At 44.2% G+C, this 18,149-nt stretch carries 14 protein-coding genes; 9 read left to right on the top strand and 5 right to left on the bottom strand.

Going from position 1 to position 18,149, the window contains the following annotated elements:
* The first annotated feature begins 54 nt into the window (after positions 1–54).
* The 6 genes from gltB to Q0R52_RS08895 all read left to right on the top strand — a co-directional run bounded on the left by gltB (position 55) and on the right by Q0R52_RS08895 (position 9,087).
* Positions 55–4,575 carry a glutamate synthase large subunit gene (gene gltB, locus Q0R52_RS08870; RefSeq protein ID WP_295794069.1) on the top strand — a complete coding sequence of 1,507 codons (4,521 nt, stop codon included), beginning with the start codon at positions 55–57 and terminating at the stop codon, positions 4,573–4,575.
* A complete protein-coding gene (locus Q0R52_RS08875; protein WP_295794071.1) occupies positions 4,575–6,053 on the top strand; it encodes a glutamate synthase subunit beta in 1,479 nt (492 codons plus the stop codon). The genes gltB and Q0R52_RS08875 overlap by 1 nt, the downstream gene beginning before the upstream one ends.
* Positions 6,054–6,265: 212 nt before the next feature.
* Positions 6,266–6,499, top strand: a complete 234-nt coding sequence (locus tag Q0R52_RS08880; protein WP_295794073.1) for a DUF433 domain-containing protein — start codon at positions 6,266–6,268, stop codon at positions 6,497–6,499.
* A 1-nt stretch (position 6,500) separates the two neighbouring features.
* The gene (locus Q0R52_RS08885; protein ID WP_295794076.1) at positions 6,501–6,863 is read left to right on the top strand and encodes a DUF5615 family PIN-like protein; all 363 of its coding nucleotides are present in this window, start codon (positions 6,501–6,503) and stop codon (positions 6,861–6,863) included.
* An 11-nt stretch (positions 6,864–6,874) separates the two neighbouring features.
* A complete protein-coding gene (locus tag Q0R52_RS08890; protein WP_295794077.1) occupies positions 6,875–7,684 on the top strand; it encodes a tRNA pseudouridine synthase A in 810 nt (269 codons plus the stop codon).
* A 92-nt stretch (positions 7,685–7,776) separates the two neighbouring features.
* A complete protein-coding gene (locus Q0R52_RS08895; protein ID WP_295794079.1) occupies positions 7,777–9,087 on the top strand; it encodes a DEAD/DEAH box helicase in 1,311 nt (436 codons plus the stop codon).
* A 142-nt stretch (positions 9,088–9,229) separates the two neighbouring features.
* Here Q0R52_RS08895 and Q0R52_RS08900 read toward each other — a convergent pair whose 3' ends face one another.
* The 4 genes from Q0R52_RS08900 to Q0R52_RS08915 all read right to left on the bottom strand — a co-directional run bounded on the left by Q0R52_RS08900 (position 9,230) and on the right by Q0R52_RS08915 (position 11,073).
* The gene (locus Q0R52_RS08900) at positions 9,230–9,448 is read right to left on the bottom strand and encodes a VF530 family protein (protein ID WP_295794080.1); all 219 of its coding nucleotides are present in this window, start codon (positions 9,446–9,448) and stop codon (positions 9,230–9,232) included.
* Positions 9,449–9,510: 62 nt separating this feature from the next.
* Positions 9,511–9,936: an SRPBCC domain-containing protein gene (locus tag Q0R52_RS08905; RefSeq protein WP_295794083.1), complete on the bottom strand. Its 426-nt coding sequence runs from the start codon at positions 9,934–9,936 to the stop codon at positions 9,511–9,513.
* A gap of 14 nt (positions 9,937–9,950) precedes the next feature.
* Positions 9,951–10,274, bottom strand: coding sequence for a metalloregulator ArsR/SmtB family transcription factor (locus Q0R52_RS08910; RefSeq protein WP_295794084.1), 324 nt, complete (start codon positions 10,272–10,274; stop codon positions 9,951–9,953).
* Between the two features lie 130 nt (positions 10,275–10,404).
* Positions 10,405–11,073, bottom strand: coding sequence for a YdeI/OmpD-associated family protein (locus Q0R52_RS08915; protein WP_295794086.1), 669 nt, complete (start codon positions 11,071–11,073; stop codon positions 10,405–10,407).
* Between the two features lie 155 nt (positions 11,074–11,228).
* On the opposite strand from Q0R52_RS08915, the gene Q0R52_RS08920 reads away from it, so the two are divergent.
* Both Q0R52_RS08920 and Q0R52_RS08925 read left to right on the top strand, forming a co-directional pair.
* Positions 11,229–11,837 carry an HAD hydrolase-like protein gene (locus Q0R52_RS08920; protein WP_295794088.1) on the top strand — a complete coding sequence of 203 codons (609 nt, stop codon included), beginning with the start codon at positions 11,229–11,231 and terminating at the stop codon, positions 11,835–11,837.
* Positions 11,838–11,909: 72 nt separating this feature from the next.
* Positions 11,910–13,514: a S41 family peptidase gene (locus Q0R52_RS08925; protein WP_295794090.1), complete on the top strand. Its 1,605-nt coding sequence runs from the start codon at positions 11,910–11,912 to the stop codon at positions 13,512–13,514.
* A 130-nt stretch (positions 13,515–13,644) separates the two neighbouring features.
* Here the strand turns inward: Q0R52_RS08925 and smc are convergent, their stop codons facing one another.
* Positions 13,645–17,187 (bottom strand): chromosome segregation protein SMC, encoded by a 3,543-nt coding sequence (gene smc / locus Q0R52_RS08930; protein ID WP_295794092.1) that lies wholly within the window; start codon positions 17,185–17,187, stop codon positions 13,645–13,647.
* A 274-nt stretch (positions 17,188–17,461) separates the two neighbouring features.
* Here smc and Q0R52_RS08935 point away from each other — a divergent pair, with 274 nt between their 5' ends.
* Positions 17,462–18,100: an NAD(P)-dependent oxidoreductase gene (locus Q0R52_RS08935; RefSeq protein WP_295794093.1), complete on the top strand. Its 639-nt coding sequence runs from the start codon at positions 17,462–17,464 to the stop codon at positions 18,098–18,100.
* Positions 18,101–18,149 lie beyond the last annotated feature (49 nt).

Below are 18,149 nucleotides of genomic sequence, written 5' to 3' on the forward strand. Positions count from 1 at the left end.
AGCCATTTTCAGTAATTTCGTAGTTGCACCATTTTATAAACATTACTATTTACAATGGATCAAGCTGAAAGCCACCAGGGCCTTTACCGGCCGGAATTTGAACACGACTCGTGCGGTACGGGATTTATAACCAATATTAACGGCCATAAAAGTCACCAGATAATTAGCGATGCCCTTACCATGCTCGAAAACATGGAGCACCGCGGCGCCTGCGGCTGCGACCCCGACAGCGGCGACGGCGCAGGTATACTGATACAATTGCCCCATGAATTTTTCATGGAGGAATGCTCCGACCTGGAGATAAGCCTGCCTGAGCCGGGAGAATACGGCGTTGGGATGATATTTTTCCCAAAAGAATCAGCTTTAAAAAAAGCCTGTAAAAACGTTATTGATAGTGCCGTTGAAAAACTTGGCCTGCACACTTTGGGCTATCGCAAAATATCGGTCAACTCATCGGTTATTGGTGAAACCGCCCGTAAGGCCGAGCCGAACATGGAGCAGATTTTTATACAGCGTCCGCATAATATCAGCAATCCCGAAGATTTTGAGCGTAAGCTTTATATATTAAGGCGCTATGTCAACAAAACAATAACAGAAACCATTTCTGCCGCTACCGAGCATTTTTACTTCACCTCGCTATCGTGCAAAACCATTATATACAAAGGGCAGGTAACAACCTATCAGCTGCGTAAATATTTCAGCGACCTGGCCGACCCGCGCATTGCATCGGGCTTTGCCATGATACACTCGCGCTTTTCAACCAATACTTTCCCATCGTGGAAACTGGCACAGCCGTTCCGCTTAATCGCACACAACGGCGAGATAAACACTTTAACCGGTAACTTAAACTGGTTTTACTCTGGCTTAAAATCGTACGCATCAGCTTATTTCACCAACGAGGAAATGGAGATGCTGCTGCCAGTGATTGATAACAATCAATCGGATTCGGCCTGCCTTGATAATATTATTGAGATATTGTTACATACCGGTCGCTCATTGCCTCATGTAATGATGATGCTTATACCCGAGGCATGGGATGGCAACGAGCAAATGGACCCGGTTAAAAAGGCATTCTACGAGTTCCACGCAACTTTGATGGAACCATGGGACGGCCCGGCAGCGATCACCTTTACCGACGGTAAATTGGTAGGTGCATTACTCGACCGCAATGGATTACGCCCTTTACGTTTTGTGATTACCAACGATGGCCGCGTTATCGCTGCGTCTGAAGCCGGCGTATTAAACCTTGACGAGAGCAAGGTATTGCGCAAAGGCCGGTTGCAACCGGGTAAGATGCTGTTGATAGATACCGAAAAAGGTATGATTATCACCGATGATGAAATAAAACACCAGATAGCATCGCGCCAGCCTTATGGCCGCTGGCTTGAAAACTATAAAATACAGTTAGGCGAGCTGGCCGAGCCCCGCCTGGCTTTCGCCAGCCTTTCTGAAGCATCGGTCTTTCGTTATCAGCAAGTATTTGGCTACAGCCGCGAAGATATCGACACCATTATTAAGCCGATGGCGCTCGATGGCAAGGAACCAATTGGCTCCATGGGTACTGATGTTCCGCTTGCGATATTGTCTGACAAACCGCAGCATTTATCAAGCTATTTTAAGCAGTTTTTCGCGCAGGTAACCAATCCGCCCATCGACCCGATTCGTGAGCGTTTGGTAATGAGCCTTTCTACTTTTATCGGTAATAATGGTAATTTACTGGATGAGGATAAGATGCATTGCCATTGCGTGGTATTACAGCACCCAATTCTTAAAAACCATCAGCTTGAAAAATTAAGAAGTATCGATACCGGCATGTTCCATGCAAAAACCCTACAGACCTATTATAATGCCGATGGTATGCCGGGTTCGCTCGAAAAAGGGATAGCAAGGCTTTGCCGCTACGCCGAGGATTCGGTGGATGACGGATTTGAAGTTTTGATATTATCCGACCGGGCTATCGACTCGGAACATGCTCCTATACCATCATTATTGGCTGTATCAGCCGTTCATCACCATTTAATAAGAAAAGGCCGTCGCGGCGCAGTGGGGCTGGTAGTTGAAACCGGCGATACCTGGGAAGTACACCACTTTGCCTGTCTGTTGGCATTCGGAGCAACTGCCATAAATCCATACCTGGCGCTGTCAACAATCGAAACGCTGAAAAATAATGGCAGCCTCGAAACCAACCTCGACCTGAAATCATTGTATAAAAACTATGTAAAATCGGTTAATGACGGGTTGTTGAAAATATTCTCGAAAATGGGAATATCTACCCTGCAATCGTACCATGGCTCGCAGGTTTTTGAAATATTGGGTATCAACAAAACAGTTGTGGATAAATATTTTACCGGTTCCGTAACCCGCATTGGTGGCCTGGGGCTTGACGAAATTGCCCGCGAATCGCTTTGTAAGCACAAAGTAGGCTTCGGCGGCTCAAAAACCGGCCCGCATTTACTGCCCGAAGGCGGCATTTACCAATGGAAACGCCGCGGCGAACAGCATTTGTTTAACCCGACAACAGTTCACCTGCTGCAGCACGCAACTCGAAGTAATGACTACAACGTTTACAAAAACTATGCGAAAGAAATAAACGAGCAAAGCGAAAAGCACTTCACCATACGTGGCCTGCTCGACTTTGCTCATCACCGTGAAGCGATAAGCCTTGACGAGGTTGAACCGGCTGAAAACATAATGAAACGGTTTGCGACAGGTGCCATGTCATTCGGCTCTATTTCGCACGAGGCTCACAGCACCATGGCTATTGCCATGAACCGCATAGGCGGCAAAAGCAATACCGGCGAGGGAGGCGAGGATGAATTGCGTTATGAGCTGATGCCAAACGGCGACTCCATGCGTTCGGCTATCAAACAAGTAGCATCAGCACGTTTTGGGGTTACCTCCAACTATTTAACCAATGCCGATGAGCTTCAGATAAAAATGGCGCAGGGAGCAAAACCCGGCGAAGGTGGACAGCTGCCCGGCCATAAGGTTGATGATTGGATCGCAAAAACCCGTCACTCTACACCTGGTGTGGGCTTGATATCGCCACCTCCGCACCACGATATTTACTCTATCGAGGATTTGGCCCAGTTAATATTCGACCTTAAAAATGCGAACCGTGCTGCGCGTATCAATGTTAAATTGGTATCAAAAGCCGGTGTAGGTACAATTGCTGCCGGTGTTGCTAAGGCTCATGCTGATGTTATCCTGATTGCCGGCTACGATGGAGGCACAGGTGCATCGCCAATAAGCTCGATAAAACACGCCGGCTTGCCATGGGAACTTGGCCTTACCGAAGCACACCAAACGTTGGTACGTAACAAACTGCGCAGCCGCGTAGTGTTACAAACAGACGGGCAACTAAAAACCGGTCGCGATTTGGCAATTGCTTGTTTAATGGGCGCCGAAGAATGGGGCGTTGCTACTGCGGCCCTTGTTGCCGGCGGTTGTATCATGATGCGCAAATGCCATCTGAATACCTGTCCTGTGGGCGTTGCCACCCAGGATCCTGAACTGAGAAAACTATTTAGCGGCAAGCCGGAACATATTGTAAACCTATTTCGCTTTTTGGCAGAAGAGATGCGCGAAATAATGGCTGAGCTTGGTTTCCGTACCGTTAACGAAATGGTTGGCCGTGTACAGTTCCTGAAAGTAAAAGACGGGCTTAAAAACTGGAAAGCGCAGAAAATCGACTTGTCGGGTATATTACATCCTGTAAATAATCCAAAGGATGTTACCCTTTACAACAGCGAAAAACAAGATCATGGCATGGATGCCATCCTTGACTGGCAACTATTAGAAGCGGCTAAACCTGCTTTAGAAGATAAAACACCAGTGTTTGCAACGTTCGATGTAAAGAATGTTGACCGCACTATCGGCACCCTGTTGTCAAACGAGATATCGAAGATATATGGTTCTGCAGGTTTGCCTGACAATACCATTAACTTTAAATTTAAAGGATCTGCCGGGCAAAGTTTTGGTGCATTTACCACCAAAGGTGTTTCGTTCGAACTGGAAGGCGAAGCCAACGATTATGTAGGCAAGGGCCTTTCAGGTGCACAACTGGCTATCTATCCATCAGAGAAAGCAACCTTTACGCCGGAGGAAAATATCATCATTGGTAACGTGGCCCTTTATGGTGCAACTGCCGGCGAGGTGTTTATCCGCGGCATGGCCGGCGAACGTTTCGCCGTACGTAACTCGGGTGCAACAACTGTTGTGGAAGGCATTGGCGACCACGGTTGCGAGTATATGACTGGTGGCCGTGCCCTTATACTTGGCGAAACAGGCAGAAACTTTGCTGCCGGCATGAGCGGCGGTATTGCCTGGGTGTACAATCCAAACAACACGTTTGCCGACAACTGCAATATAGAAATGGTTGATCTTGATCCGCTGTCGCCGAAAGACGAGGAGCAGATTACAGCATTATTGCACAAACATGTTCACCTGACTGGAAGTAAGGTGGCGCAAAACCTGCTTAAAAACTGGGCCGTGGCATCGGGCAAATTTGTTAAGGTATATCCAAAAGAGTATAAAAAAGTTATCGAGAAATTACAATATCAAACTATCAGCTAATGGGAAAACCAACAGGATTTCAGGAGTTTAACAGGGAACTGCCCACAAAAACACCCGTTGCCGAGCGCGTTAAGAATTATAAAGAATTTGTTCATTTATATACCGACGAAAAGCTAAACCAACAATCGGCACGCTGCATGAACTGCGGTATACCGTTTTGTCATTCGGGTTGCCCGCTGGGTAATATTATCCCGGAGTTTAACGATGCGGTTTACCGTAAAAACTGGGAGGAAGCTTATGATATCCTTTCATCGACAAATAATTTTCCGGAGTTTACCGGCAGGATATGCCCCGCGCCTTGCGAATCGGCTTGCGTGCTAGGCATAAACAAACCAGCCGTAGCTATCGAGGAAATTGAAAAGCACATTATCGAGATTGCTTATTCAAAAAACCTTGTTAAGCCAACAGCGCCGCTACTAAAAACAGGTAAAAAGGTAGCTGTAGTAGGTTCTGGCCCGGCAGGTTTGGCAGCTGCTGCCCAACTGGCAAAAGCAGGCCATGCCGTAACCGTTTACGAGCGTGATGACCGCATTGGCGGCTTATTACGTTATGGCATCCCCGATTTTAAGCTTGAAAAAACAATCATCGACCGCCGTCTTGAAATTATGGAAAAGGACGGTATCGAGTTTAAAACCAATACCGAAGTTGGCAAAGATATACCGGCCGAAGAATTGGTGCGCAATAATGATGCAGTAGTATTGGCTGGCGGTTCAACCATCCCGCGTAACCTTAATATCCCCGGCAGGGAGCTGAAAGGCATTCACTTTGCTATGGATTTTTTAAAGCAGCAAAATAAGCGGGTTAGCAATATTGAAGTTACTGCCGAACAAATTATAGCTACCGATAAGGACGTTATAGTAATTGGCGGCGGCGATACCGGATCCGACTGTGTAGGCACATCCAACCGCCAGCTGGCACGCTCAATCAGGCAGTTCGAGGTTATGATGCAGCCGCCGGAGCAACGTACACCACATATGCCATGGCCTACCTACCCTATGCTGCTAAAAACAACCAGCAGCCACGAAGAAGGCGCCGACAGGCATTGGGGAATTGAAACAATTGAGTTTTTAGGCGATGCCGAAGGCAATTTAAGAGCATTAAAGGTTATTGACGTTTCGTGGGAAAATGACATTGCAGGCAGGCCGGTTACAAAAACAATTAAAGAGGGCTCTGAACGCGAGATACCTTGCCAGCGTGTTTTCCTGGCCATGGGCTTTTTAAACCCGCAATATGATGGCATGATTGAAAGCCTTGGTGTTGAACTGGATGGCCGCAACAATGTAAAAGCCACCGAAAAAGCATTCCGTACCAATGTAAGCAAAGTATTTACTGCCGGTGATATGCGCCGCGGCCAGTCGCTGGTTGTATGGGCCATATCCGAAGGCCGTGAGGCAGCCCGCAGGGTTGACGAGTTTTTAATGGGCGAATCGATACTGGAAAGTAAGGATTCGGTGAACCAGTTTGCGGAGGTGTTTTAAGGAAGTCAGTAAAGTCCGAAAGACGCTGCAACGGCGGTATTAAATTCGTCTTTCGGACTTTACTGACTTTTCCGACTTTCGGACTAAGAAAGAATCAATCAATCAACTATACAATGAGAACCGGGTGGCTAAAGCTGGTCGGTTTTTTTGTGTACATAAATGTGTAATTTGATTACGACAGTTTAATGTCGTAATTTTATAAAAAAGAAGTTATGTTGGCTATAGATAGAATCACGTCAAATCCTAATGTAATGAACGGCAAAGCCTGTATACGGGGAATGCGAATTACAGTATCGATAGTGCTCAACCTAATTGCCAATGGCATGAGCAAACAGGAAATATTAGATAACTACCCTTCTTTAGAACCAGAAGATATTGATCAGTGTTTGCAGTACGCCGCATATTTAGCCGAAGAAGAATTATATACCACACAAAAAGTTTCTTGACTTGCGCTTTTTACTCGACATGGGGATAGCCGCCAGCGTGGCCAAATGGCTCAAAAGTATTGGATACGATGCCGTGCATTTGAATGATGAAAATCTTTACCAACTTGAAGACGGACTAATATTGACAAAAGCAATCAGTGAGAAAAGAATTATTATAACTGCAGATATGGACTTCGGCCAACTTTTGGCATTTAATCGTTCGGGAACGGCTTCGGTTATACAATTCAGAACTTCCGACTTTACGCCGGGCAACGTTAAAGCTAAGCTTGAATTATTATTCGATAAGTTCATTAATCAGTTAGACGAAGATTTTATCATAACAGTAGAAGATAACCGGATGCGGTTCAGAAAGCTTCCCATTTAATATTTCTCCCATTGCGCTACTTCTTCCACATAGCCTATCATGGCACTAACTACAGCGGTTGGCAAAAACATCCCGGCGTTTTGAATGTGCAGGAAGTTTTGGAAACTGCCCTTGGCAAATTATTAAAAGCAACAGTAAACATTAACGGCTGCGGGCGTACCGATGCACAGGTGCATGCCGCCCAGTTCTTTTTTCACGCTGATATTGAACAGGATTTGGATGATGAATTCTTTTTCCGGTTAAATAAAATCTTGCCGGATGATATAGCTGTTTTTGAGATCATCCCGATGCAGGGTTTGCCTCATGCTCGTTTTGATGCCGTTCAGCGGAGTTATGATTACTTTATCCATACGTATAAAGACCCCTTCTTAAGCAATTTCAGTTCGTTGTATTTAAATCCGCAACTCAACCTCGATAGCATGACGTCTGCTGTTGCTTTACTCCCGCTTTACAATGATTATCGCGGCTTCTGCAAAATGCCCGACAGGCAGGAAAGCACAATCTGCAATGTATCTTCAGCCGGTTTGTTCATTAATAACAGTGGTGATAAAATCCGCTTTCAAATTTCGTCCAATCGCTTTTTAAGCAAGATGGTCAGGATCATAATTGGTCGGCTACTCGAAATTGGCGAAGGTAAAATGAGCGTGGACGAATTTGAGCATTATCTTAGTGCCAAAGAGACGCCTAAAATCATTATCCCGGCCTATCCTCAGGGACTGTACCTGTCGAAAGTCACCTATCCTTACCTTGATCTGCCACCTGCCACTACATTTACAACTATGCTGCAGCACGACGTTGATAGCAGCTGGATGGTGGTTTAAATCGCCTTAAAATCGCTCATTATATTAAATAGCAGAAACTTAGCTATAAAAACGGTAATTTTGCACTCCTTCGGGATTTTTAAATTAAAAGGATGGCGTGGTCAGAAAAATTAAAGCTTAATAAGCAACTTGTACGTACTATAACCGAAGCCGGGTATACCAGCCCGAAAGAGGTGCAGCAAAAAACACTGGCGCGCATTTACGGTGGCCAGGATGTAATTATTGCAGGCCCTGAGGGTTGCGGAAAAACCACCACCTATATTTTAGCCGTTTTAAATAAGATAAGATATAATGCTGAAGGCGTACCGTTAGTGCTGATACTGGTACCAACAAAGGACGAAGTATTAGCTGTAATAAGCGGATTGGAGCACTTCAGCAAAAATAAAAACATAGCCATTGTTGGGCTATATGCTGCCACAGGCACCGAGGCACAAATGGATGCCCTTGCCGACGGTGCAGATATTGTAGTTGCCACACCCGACAGGGCCCGGGCCATTTACCTCAAACTCGGCCTTAACTTGAACAAGATCGAGTTGTTGGTGGTTGACGATGCCGATTTGATTGTTAAGCAAGGCTTACAGCTCCCGGTTGTTGAACTGGCAAACAGCATCACCAAATGCCAACGCCTTGTGTTTACCGAGGTGATACATGATAAGCTTAGCAAAATGATTGCGCCGTTTATGGGTACAGCAACCGTTGTTGAAGTAGAAGAAGTTGCAGAAACCACGCTTGATACATTGCCACAGGTATTGTACCACGTACCCAACTTTGTTACCAAACTTAACCTGCTTAACCTTTTCATGCAGGACAGCGAGGTATTTACCAAAACAGTTGTGTTTGTAAACACCCGCCACACAGCCGAAAAGCTTTATAAAACACTACAAAACCGTCAAAACACCGCTGTTGCGGTATTAAACTCCTGGACGATAGAAATGACTGGTTTAACATCAGTAGAAGATTTTAAATTATCGGCGAATACCAAAGTGCTTATAGTTTGCAATGAGGGCCACGAGAATATCGATACAAGTTATATTCCCTTCATCATCCATTTCGAACTGCCTGAAGAAAAAGAAACTTTCATCAACCGGATAATTAATAAAACCCCTGCCGATACCGAAGAAACACTGGCCATAACATTCACCACCGACCTTGAACTTACCATGGTGCGGCGAATTGAGCAGGCCATTGGTCAAAAAATACCTGTTGGGGACCTGCCCGATGATTTAGTAATTGAACAGGAGAAAAAACCGGTGGATACCGAAGAGAAAAAGCCCATAAAAAGTAAAAACGCAGCGCCGGTTGCCGGTGAGGCCTTTCACCAAAAAAAGCCGGAAAACGCTAAAACTTATAACTATAGTTCAGGTGTTAAGGCCAAGATGAATAAGAAGAAAAAGCACGGGTAGGAAGAGCTGAGCGCTGAAAGGCTTTAGAAATTGTCATTGCGAGCGAGGAACGAGCGCGGCAATCGCATGCTATACAGAGCAGACCTGCTTAGTTCGCGATTGCTTCATACCTCGCAATAACATGGTTGTTAGTATTTTACCTCTAGTCTACCGGGCTGTCCAAATATAAGTCCTCTACTTTTTTCCTTGCCCAGGGCGTTTTGCGAAGAAAAGCGAGGCTGGATTTAATGCTGGGATTATCCAAAAAACAATTAATCCGGATACGATAGCCCAACTCCGGCCAGCCATAGTAGGCCACCAGCGCATTCAATATCATTTCTAAAGTTTTACCGTGAAGCTTGTTGTTGGGCTGTTGCTGCATATCGTTGCAAAATTAGCAAAAGTGGAGACACAAATAGCTGTATCTCCACAAATCCAATTTTATCAGGCCTTTTCCAGGTATTCTTTCAGCATTTTGCCAAGGATTTCTGTCCATCCCATTACAAAATTTTCCTTTGCAAATTCAGGCAGCGGAGAGAAGGTTTCCAACCCGGCATGGGTAAGCTTAACGCGGGTTTTATCGCCTTCGTCAAAAATCTCCCAGGTTACGAACGAGTTACCTTCATACCCATCATACCGCCAGCTGTGTGTCAACTTTTTACCAGGTATTACTTCAGTAACCTTGCAGAGGTGTAAAAAGGTCTTTTCAGGCGGGCCACCTTCAAATTCAAATTCAAAACCTACTTCCGGCTTAAATTCCTTCAACTTAAAATACCATTGCTCCATTTTATCCCTGTCGGTTATGGCCTGCCAAACCCTTTCGGCTGTGGCGTTATAGGTGCGTTCAATTACAAAAGGTGCTGTTTCCATAATATGCTTTTTTATTATTGTTGATTGTCTTTTGCTTCTTTTTCCAAAAAATCGCCGAGCGCGTCCAGCTTTTGGTTCCAGAATTTCCGGTATTGCTCCACCCAGTTGGCCACTTCGTTAAGCTTTACAAAATTGGCTTTACAATACCTGTCGCGCCCATCCTGCTTGATGGTTATCAAGCCGCATTGTGTTAAGATCTTTATGTGTTTGGATACAGCGGGGCGGCTGATATCAAAGTTATCGGCAATAGCATTAAGGTTAAATTGCTGGTTTGACAATAAGCCAATAATCTCTCTCCGGGTTGGGTCGGCAATTGCCTGGAAAACATCTCTGCGCATAACACAAGGTCATATGAAACCTTTCGGTTACAAATATATATGAAACCGATTGGTTACACAAAATAAATCACAAAAAAATCGCAGATATTCGACAATGTGCGAAATCAACGCAATCAAAAAAATCAACGGTTTATTTTTCCGACGGGTTCTTCTTCCCTTCGCTCAGCTTTTCAACCAATTTTACCAGCCTTTCATTTTTTGTTTTTTCCTGTTTGGCAGAAAGTATCCATACCACATATTCCTTTTTGTTGCTGTAGGATAGCTTTTGATAAAACTCCATAGCCGCTGGCTCATTGGCCAACACCTGCTGCATTTCGTCGGGCAGTTTTATTTGTTTGTTGTCAACGTCGATGTAGTTGGCATAGTCGTTTTTCTTAATTTCCTCATTGCACGAGTCAGATACCTTTGACTGCCCCCTGGGCCTGAAACGTAAAGCCGTCCATATATTATTAATAGCAGCGGCTGCAACGCCATTGTAACCATACCTATCCAATTCGTCCCAACTGCTCATCATCTCTAAATCCGATGGTATACCCGAACTTTTTTTAGGATAAGTAACCCAAAAAACCGTGTCAGACTTTAATATCGGCATTATAGTTTTTAAGCTGTCGATCAGCTCGCCGCTATTTTTTACGAAAAGCTGCACGCCGTCAAATTCGCCCACTGTGTTAAAATTTGCTACAACACCTTCGGGCAGCGGTTCCAATACTGCAAGATAATCCTCCGGCGCATCATAAAACAGCCAGTTTTTTCCGGGCTTTATCAGTAATTTTTTGGCAACAGCGCTTATTGTATGCATAGCTTATAGTTTGGTGGTTATAGCAAATGTAGTAAGGCTGATTCTTATCTTTACAAAAAATTAACGCCAGGGCAAAATATAGCAATAATGAAGAAGCGGCGGGCACCCGGATAGGGCAATACAAACGCCCAGATCGCGAAACTGTTACTAATAGAATGAAATATACAGACATAGACAGCCGCAAACAGGCATTTATATTTGAATTGGACGATGTGCTTTACCCCGAAAAAGACTATTTATTCCAGGTTTATTACCTTTTTGCCGGCCTTTTGGAATATACCACACTTATTGATGCCAAGCAGACAACCGACGTGATGGTAAACACGTATATAAATGAAGGAAAGGAGTTTGTTTTTGACAGGTTGAAGGAAAAACTTAACATTGACGAAAAACATCGTGGCAATTTAAAACACCTTATGGTTACCGCAAAACTGCCTTTAAAGCTACTGTTGTACCAAAATATGTTAAATTTGCTACAGGACATTGTTGTTGACCGCAAAAAAATATTCATTGTAACCAACGGCGACCCGGCAAAACAACTGAATAAGATCAAACAGACAGAATGGCACGGGCTTGAACAATATTTAATAGTTTATTTTACTGATGAAAGTAAGCCAAAGCCAGATACCGATGCCATTGATATGTTAATAAAAGAACATAACTTGCAAAGGCGGGATATAGTGATGATAGAAAATGCTGAAATTGACCGGCTTTGCGCCGAATCCAGTGGCATTGATTATATAAATGTAAACGAATTTTTATAAGTAAAACCATAACATACTTTGCTTATTTTCGTTAAATAGCCTATTCATTCGAAATAACTTATATTCATTAATATGAAAAAAATATTTTACTTAATTTTAGTTGTTGCAGCAGTAGCTGTGTCATCATGTAAGAAGAACAGCAAAGGCAGTGGGGGGACTACACCCACCGATCCCACGCAGCCGTCAAAAACGGGCACGGTAATACAATTGGCACAGGATTCCATTTGGCTATACGCTAAAGAGGCTTATTTGTGGAATGACCAGTTACCCACTTATGCAACATTTAAACCACGCTCGTTCACTAATGCAGCGCCGCTAACCGCTTTGTCTAACGAGTTGGACGCACTGTCGCAGTATGCAATCAATCCCGCTACCAACAAGCCATACGAGTATTATAAATACGATCCCGGTCGCGCTAAATATTCGTTTATTGACGATGGCACCGAAACCGGCGCGTTGAATGGAACTAAAGGCGATTTTGGTTTTGATTATAATTACCAGGCAGTTAACGATGTGCGCATTGTGTACGTATACCCTGGTTCACCGGCCGGGCTCGCAGGTTTAAGGCGTGGCTACGAGATCATGAGTGTCAATAACAACACCAAACTTTCCTACGACGGCGTATCAGGCGGCACTACCTATGGTGATGGCTCCGGTACCAATATCAACTTTTTATACAACTCAGTTTTCAATAGCGGTAACATTAAAATGACGGTTAAAAAGCCCGATGGCTCAACATTTGATGTTAACTTTGCTGCTGCAAATTATAACGTAAACCCGGTTTTAAAAGATACTGTTCTTGATCTGGGCAGCGGTAAAAAACTGGGATACTTTGTATTTAACAGTTTTACCTCAGATGCAAATGCCGACCCTAAACTTGATGCCGTTTTTGCAAAATTTACCGCTGCAGGGGTTACGGATGTCGCAGTTGATTTACGCTATAACGGTGGTGGTTATGTTTCAACAGCCGAGTATATCGACAATTACCTGGTGCCGACTGCAAAAAACAATACGTTAATGTATAACACCTATTTTAACAGCATCCTGTCGTCGAACAGCGAAACGCTATTAAAAAACCAGGTAAGGAAAGACAACACCGGCGCTTTATATAACCTGTCGCAAATTGACTACTCATTAAATTCGCCATATAATACGCCGAAATTTGCAAAAATGGGAAATTTAAACGTAGGCCGCGTGTTCTTTATCATAACCGGAGGCACAGCCTCGGCAAGCGAGCTTACCATTAATAACTTGCGCCCGGTACTGGATGTTGAACTGGTTGGCGAAACAAGCTATGGCAAACCGGTTGGCTTCTTTGATATAGGAATCAACAAATACACAATGTTTACCCCTGAGTTTTCGACCAAAAACTCGGCAAATCAAGGAGATTACTTCGACGGGTTTACCCCTGGCACTACCGGCCTTCCGGGAGTAAACGACTTCGACGATTACACCAAAGATTTTGGCGACCCCACAGAAAAATTATTGGGACACATAATCTCAAAGATAACTACGAACACTTACGGCGTGACTACAAAGGTTATTCAAAGCGTTGACCCGGCCAAGCGAACTTTCTCACTTGCCGAATCGCGCGACAAAACTATGCTGCTTAACAAAAGTAAGTTTACAGGAATGTTATTTAACTTCAAGAAAGTACAGCTCAAGCCTAAAAAATAAGGTAAAAGCTGAAAGCGAAAAGCAGAAAGCCTAATACAAAAGCCGAAACAAAGAAGCAAACGCTTCAAAGTTTCGGCTTTTTTAGTTTTGGTCGCTCAACACCTTCGGCTTTGCTCTTTAAGCTTTCGGCTTAATCCACCAATTCCCTCAAATCTACCGCCACCACCCTCGATATGCCTTGCTCAACCATGGTTACGCCGTAAATAATATCGGTACTGGCGATAGTGCGCTTATTGTGGCTGATGATGATAAACTGCGAGTCTTTGGAAAACTCCCTGATGATGTTGTTAAACTTGTCGATGTTGGTATCATCAAGCGGGGCATCAACCTCATCAAAAATACAGAATGGCGCCGGTTTTAGCAGGTAGAGCGAAAATAGTATAGCTGTTGCTGTCAATGTCTTTTCGCCACCCGATAGCTGGTTGATTGACAGCGGCCGTTTACCTTTAGGTTTAGCTATAATGTCAATATCAGATTCAAGCGGGCGCAACGGATCGCTTAGTATCAGGTCACACGAGTCCTCTTCGTTAAACAACGACCTGAACACTTTTATAAAATTTTCGCGCACCAACGTGAACGATGTCATGAATTTTTCTTTCGCCGTATCGTCAATTTCTTGTATGGTTGCCAGCAGCGAGGCTTTGGCATCGCTTAAATCCTTCTTTTGGGCTTGTATAAAGGTATAACGTTCATTCATCTCGTTATAAGCCTCAACAGCAAGCGGGTTTATTGCGCCAAACTCATCAAGGCGTTTCTTTAGTTTCTCCGCTTTGTCGCGTATTTCATGTTCGTTTTCACCTTCTCCTACTTCGGTTTCGGGCAAATCCTGTATATCTATATTAAACTCAACCGAAAGCCTTTCTTTAAGTGCATTAAGTTCCAGCTTTAGGTTGTTGCGTTGATCCTTCAGCTCATTTTCTATAATTTCAGCATTATCTTTTTTGCGTCTTAATACTGTGATTTCCTCTTCGGTTTCCGAAATCTTTCCCCGCCATGCGTAGTATTCCTGTTCGGCCTGTTGGGTAGCTTTTTCAAGCAGATCCTTTTGTTCATACATCCCCAGCAGATCATCGTCCGAATTATCGGCCTGCTGCAGGTTTTCCTGTATGGCAAGTTTAACTTTCTCCAATTCCCCGCTGTTGACCTTTATCCGGCCTTCCAGATTTTCTTTTTGCGATTCGCGGTAGTCCAAATCCTTCACCAAACCCGATACCTTATTTTGCTGCTGGTGAAAGCGGATATTCTCCTGGTTATAAGCACTTGATTTTACCGACACAAACTCATTCAGCTCATTAAAAGCCAATTGTTTTTCGGTAAACAATTCGCTTTGCTCCTGCTTTTGGGCCTTCAAATCTTCCAGTAGTGGTAACAGGGCTATCGTTTCCTCTTTAATGCTGGCTATTTTACGGGCTATATCTTCCTTTCGGTTAAGGCTGTTTTCAATAAAAGTCTGGTATTGTTCCTGGCGAGTTTTAACGGTAACCAGCTCAGTATTCAGCAAGTTTAACTCGTGCTGTTTTTGTTTTATCTCGGCAGCTTTCCCGGCAGCTTTTAATTCGCCCAGTTTAGTGTGCAGCCTGTCGAAACGTTCTTTAAGCTCATGCACCTCAACATCTATCAATTTTATTACCTTCAGCAGTGCTTCCAGGTTTTTTGCCCGGCCTATACGCTTACCCTCAAACAGCCCCACCGATCCGCCCGCCATGGCATGCTTCGATTTATTAAACTTGCCGCTTTTCCCAATTAACACTACACCCTCGGGCAGAGTGGCATTGTTAAGCGCGCTGTCGCTTTCATCATTAACTAAATAAACGTTCTTCAGCAGGTGCTCGCAAAGGGGTTGGTATTGTTTTTCAACCTCTACCACGTTTAAGGCAGGTATTGCGCCTTCCAGTTCCAGCTTCTCCGAAAAGCTTTGAATGGTTTCATAACTATCCAGCACAAAAAACTGCGCCCGGCCCTGCGCTGCCTTACTTAGCAGGTTGATGGCCTTGATAGCTTCGTTATAGCTTTCAACCACGTAGTGGTTCATCAGCGGCTCCAGGTAGTTTTCAATTGCCACCCGGTATTCCTCGCGGCAAAACAAGATATCGCTAAACAGTGGCGCGCTTTTAGACCACTCCGTATTCTTCTTTAAAAACCGTATCGACTCCGGGAAGCCTTCCAAATTATCAACCATACTCTTGGTAAGGTTGTATTCATTTTGCTTGGCATCCAGCTTGCGGCTCTCTTTGATAATGGTTTCTTGTACGGTATTCAGTTCCGTTTCGGTGGCTGTTATCTGCTCCTGCAGTTTAGTCTCAAACTCAACTACCTGGTTATAGTCTTTTTCGGCGACCTCAACTTTTTCAAGCAAGCCGTCAACGGCAACGTTAAAATGCGAAAGCTCTGCTTCTTTGCTGCTGGCATCTTCCATATTACGCTGTGCTTCCTGCTCCAGCGCCTGTTCCTGTATCTTTAAAATATCAAGGTCCTTTTCGGCCTTGTATGCCTGGTTTTGCAGGCGGGTGTTAATATTGGTAAGTTCAGCGAGCTCGCCCCGGGCTTCTGACTGTTGGGCCCTTAATTCATCAACAGCTTCTTTTAAATCAGTTACCTGGGCTATTACCTTTTGCAGATTTTCGTCCTCCTGCATTTTTTCTTCCGACAGGCGCTTGATGTTATAAAGCACATGGTTAAACTGGGTTTTATCCTTGTCCAGTTCTTCGGTTAACCGTGCTTCCTTATCCTGCTGAAATTTCAGCTGCTCATTCTTTATCTTTTTCTCGCTTTCGTAGGCGCGTATTTTTGATACATATTCGTTGGTAGCTTTCTGCTGCACCGACAGGTTTTTCTCTTTGGTAAGGCTGTCCAGCTTTTGCTGCTGCAGAAATGCCTCCAGTGTATCAATCTGGCTTACTATCCCCGATTTACCTTGCTTGTGCTTTTGCTCCTGTTCCTCAATCCGGGCTAACGATTCGCTAAAGGATGCAATCCTGAACGATGCCAGGGTAATGCTCAGTGCTTTGTATTGTTCTTTTATCTGGTAGTAACGCTCTGTTTTCTTGGCTTGGTTCTCCAGCGTTTTGAGGTTTTTCTCAATTTCAAAAAGCAGGTCCTCCACCCTTTCCAAATCAGCCTCGGTATCCTTCAGCTTGGTAAAAGTTTGCTTTTTACGCAGTTTATATTTTGATATGCCCGATGCTTCCTCGAACAAATTACGGCGCGAGCCTTCTTTATTGGTGATGATCTCGTCGATCATCTTCAGTTCGATGATGGAGTACGAATCTGCGCCGATACCCGTGTCCAAAAACAAATCGGTAATATCCTTTAACCGGCATTGCACATCATTCAACCGGTATTCGCTTTCGCCGGTTCGGTATAGTCTCCGCGTAAGGGTTACCTGCGAAAAATCAGTTGGCAATATATTTTTGGTATTGTCAAAAGTCAGCGAAACTTCGGCGAGGTTGGCAGCCTTGCGACTTTTGGTACCGTTAAAAATAACGTTGTCCATTTTCTCCGACCTGAGCATACGGGTACTTTGCTCGCCCAGCACCCAGCGGATGGAGTCCACCACGTTTGATTTTCCACAGCCGTTAGGACCCACAATTGCAGTTACACCCTCGTTAAAATTAATCGTAATCTTATCGCCAAAACTTTTAAATCCCTTGATTTCTAACTTTGTAAGCTGCATTTACGTCGTACCCGTCCTTAAATTTTCGAACCTTCAAAGTAATCATAAAAAAATCATTTTTCTATGATTTTTTTATGATTACTTTAGAGATTAGAGGCTGAAGATTAGAGATTAGTTTTACCTAGCCGACCTGCTTTGGGCTGCTTTAAATCAGGAAGAAAAACACCTGCTTGCGCCAACAAAAAAATCTAAAGCAAAAAAGGATTTGTTTTGTTATACTTTCTCGGATGTAAAGCTTTGGACCTTTTGCTTTACACTTTTAGTTTAATCCACCATGAAAATAGCAGTATTTGGAGCCACCGGCAATATTGGCAGCCGTGTAATTACTGAAGCCTTAAACCGGGGCCACGATGTTACCGCGATAATGCGCCATCCAGAAGATTATACCCTGGAGCAACCGCACTTGAAAGTGGCCCGAGGCGACATTTTCAGAACGCAAGATGTAGAGGCTGCGGTATTTAACCACGATGCTGTTGTAAGCGCCTATAATTTTACAAAAGGCGCTAAGCCCTCAACTATTGTTGAAGTTGCTGAACCGCTTATAAGCGGCTTAAAACAAGCCGCCGTAAAACGGCTGATAATAGTAGGCGGTGCCGGTAGCCTTGAAGTTGCCCCTGGCCAGCAATTGGTTGATTCACCTGGGTTTCCACCGGAGTTTAAAGACGCCGCCATGGCCCATCGCGATGCTTTAAAAGTATATCAAAAAGAAAAGGAGCTTGAGTGGACATATATCAGTCCGGCAGCCTACATAGAACCCGGTGAACGGAAAGGAAATTTCAGAAGAGGCAAAGACAAACTTCTAACCGACGAAGAAGGCAACAGCCGCATATCGATGGAAGATTTCGCGGTGGCCATTATTGATGAAATTATGAACCCGCAGCATATAAGGGAACGGTTTACAGTTGGATACTAATGAATTTCGGATTTTCGATTTCGGAATTAAAAAGAATTTAATATTTAGA

It is taken from the genome of Mucilaginibacter sp. (assembly GCF_025359345.1).
Taxonomy (GTDB): Bacteria; Bacteroidota; Bacteroidia; order Sphingobacteriales; family Sphingobacteriaceae; genus Mucilaginibacter.

What these genes read in the sequence shown, in the direction of transcription:
- gltB (WP_295794069.1), top strand. Translation starts at nt 55, where the DNA reads ATGGATCAAGCTGAAAGCCACCAGGGCCTTTACCGGCCGGAATTTGAA.
- Q0R52_RS08875 (WP_295794071.1), top strand. Translation starts at nt 4,575, where the DNA reads ATGGGAAAACCAACAGGATTTCAGGAGTTTAACAGGGAACTGCCCACA.
- Q0R52_RS08880 (WP_295794073.1), top strand. Translation starts at nt 6,266, where the DNA reads ATGTTGGCTATAGATAGAATCACGTCAAATCCTAATGTAATGAACGGC.
- Q0R52_RS08895 (WP_295794079.1), top strand. Translation starts at nt 7,777, where the DNA reads ATGGCGTGGTCAGAAAAATTAAAGCTTAATAAGCAACTTGTACGTACT.
- Q0R52_RS08900 (WP_295794080.1), bottom strand. Translation starts at nt 9,448, where the DNA reads ATGCAGCAACAGCCCAACAACAAGCTTCACGGTAAAACTTTAGAAATG.
- Q0R52_RS08905 (WP_295794083.1), bottom strand. Translation starts at nt 9,936, where the DNA reads ATGGAAACAGCACCTTTTGTAATTGAACGCACCTATAACGCCACAGCC.
- Q0R52_RS08910 (WP_295794084.1), bottom strand. Translation starts at nt 10,274, where the DNA reads ATGCGCAGAGATGTTTTCCAGGCAATTGCCGACCCAACCCGGAGAGAG.
- Q0R52_RS08915 (WP_295794086.1), bottom strand. Translation starts at nt 11,073, where the DNA reads ATGCATACAATAAGCGCTGTTGCCAAAAAATTACTGATAAAGCCCGGA.
- Q0R52_RS08920 (WP_295794088.1), top strand. Translation starts at nt 11,229, where the DNA reads ATGAAATATACAGACATAGACAGCCGCAAACAGGCATTTATATTTGAA.
- Q0R52_RS08925 (WP_295794090.1), top strand. Translation starts at nt 11,910, where the DNA reads ATGAAAAAAATATTTTACTTAATTTTAGTTGTTGCAGCAGTAGCTGTG.
- smc (WP_295794092.1), bottom strand. Translation starts at nt 17,187, where the DNA reads ATGCAGCTTACAAAGTTAGAAATCAAGGGATTTAAAAGTTTTGGCGAT.
- Q0R52_RS08935 (WP_295794093.1), top strand. Translation starts at nt 17,462, where the DNA reads ATGAAAATAGCAGTATTTGGAGCCACCGGCAATATTGGCAGCCGTGTA.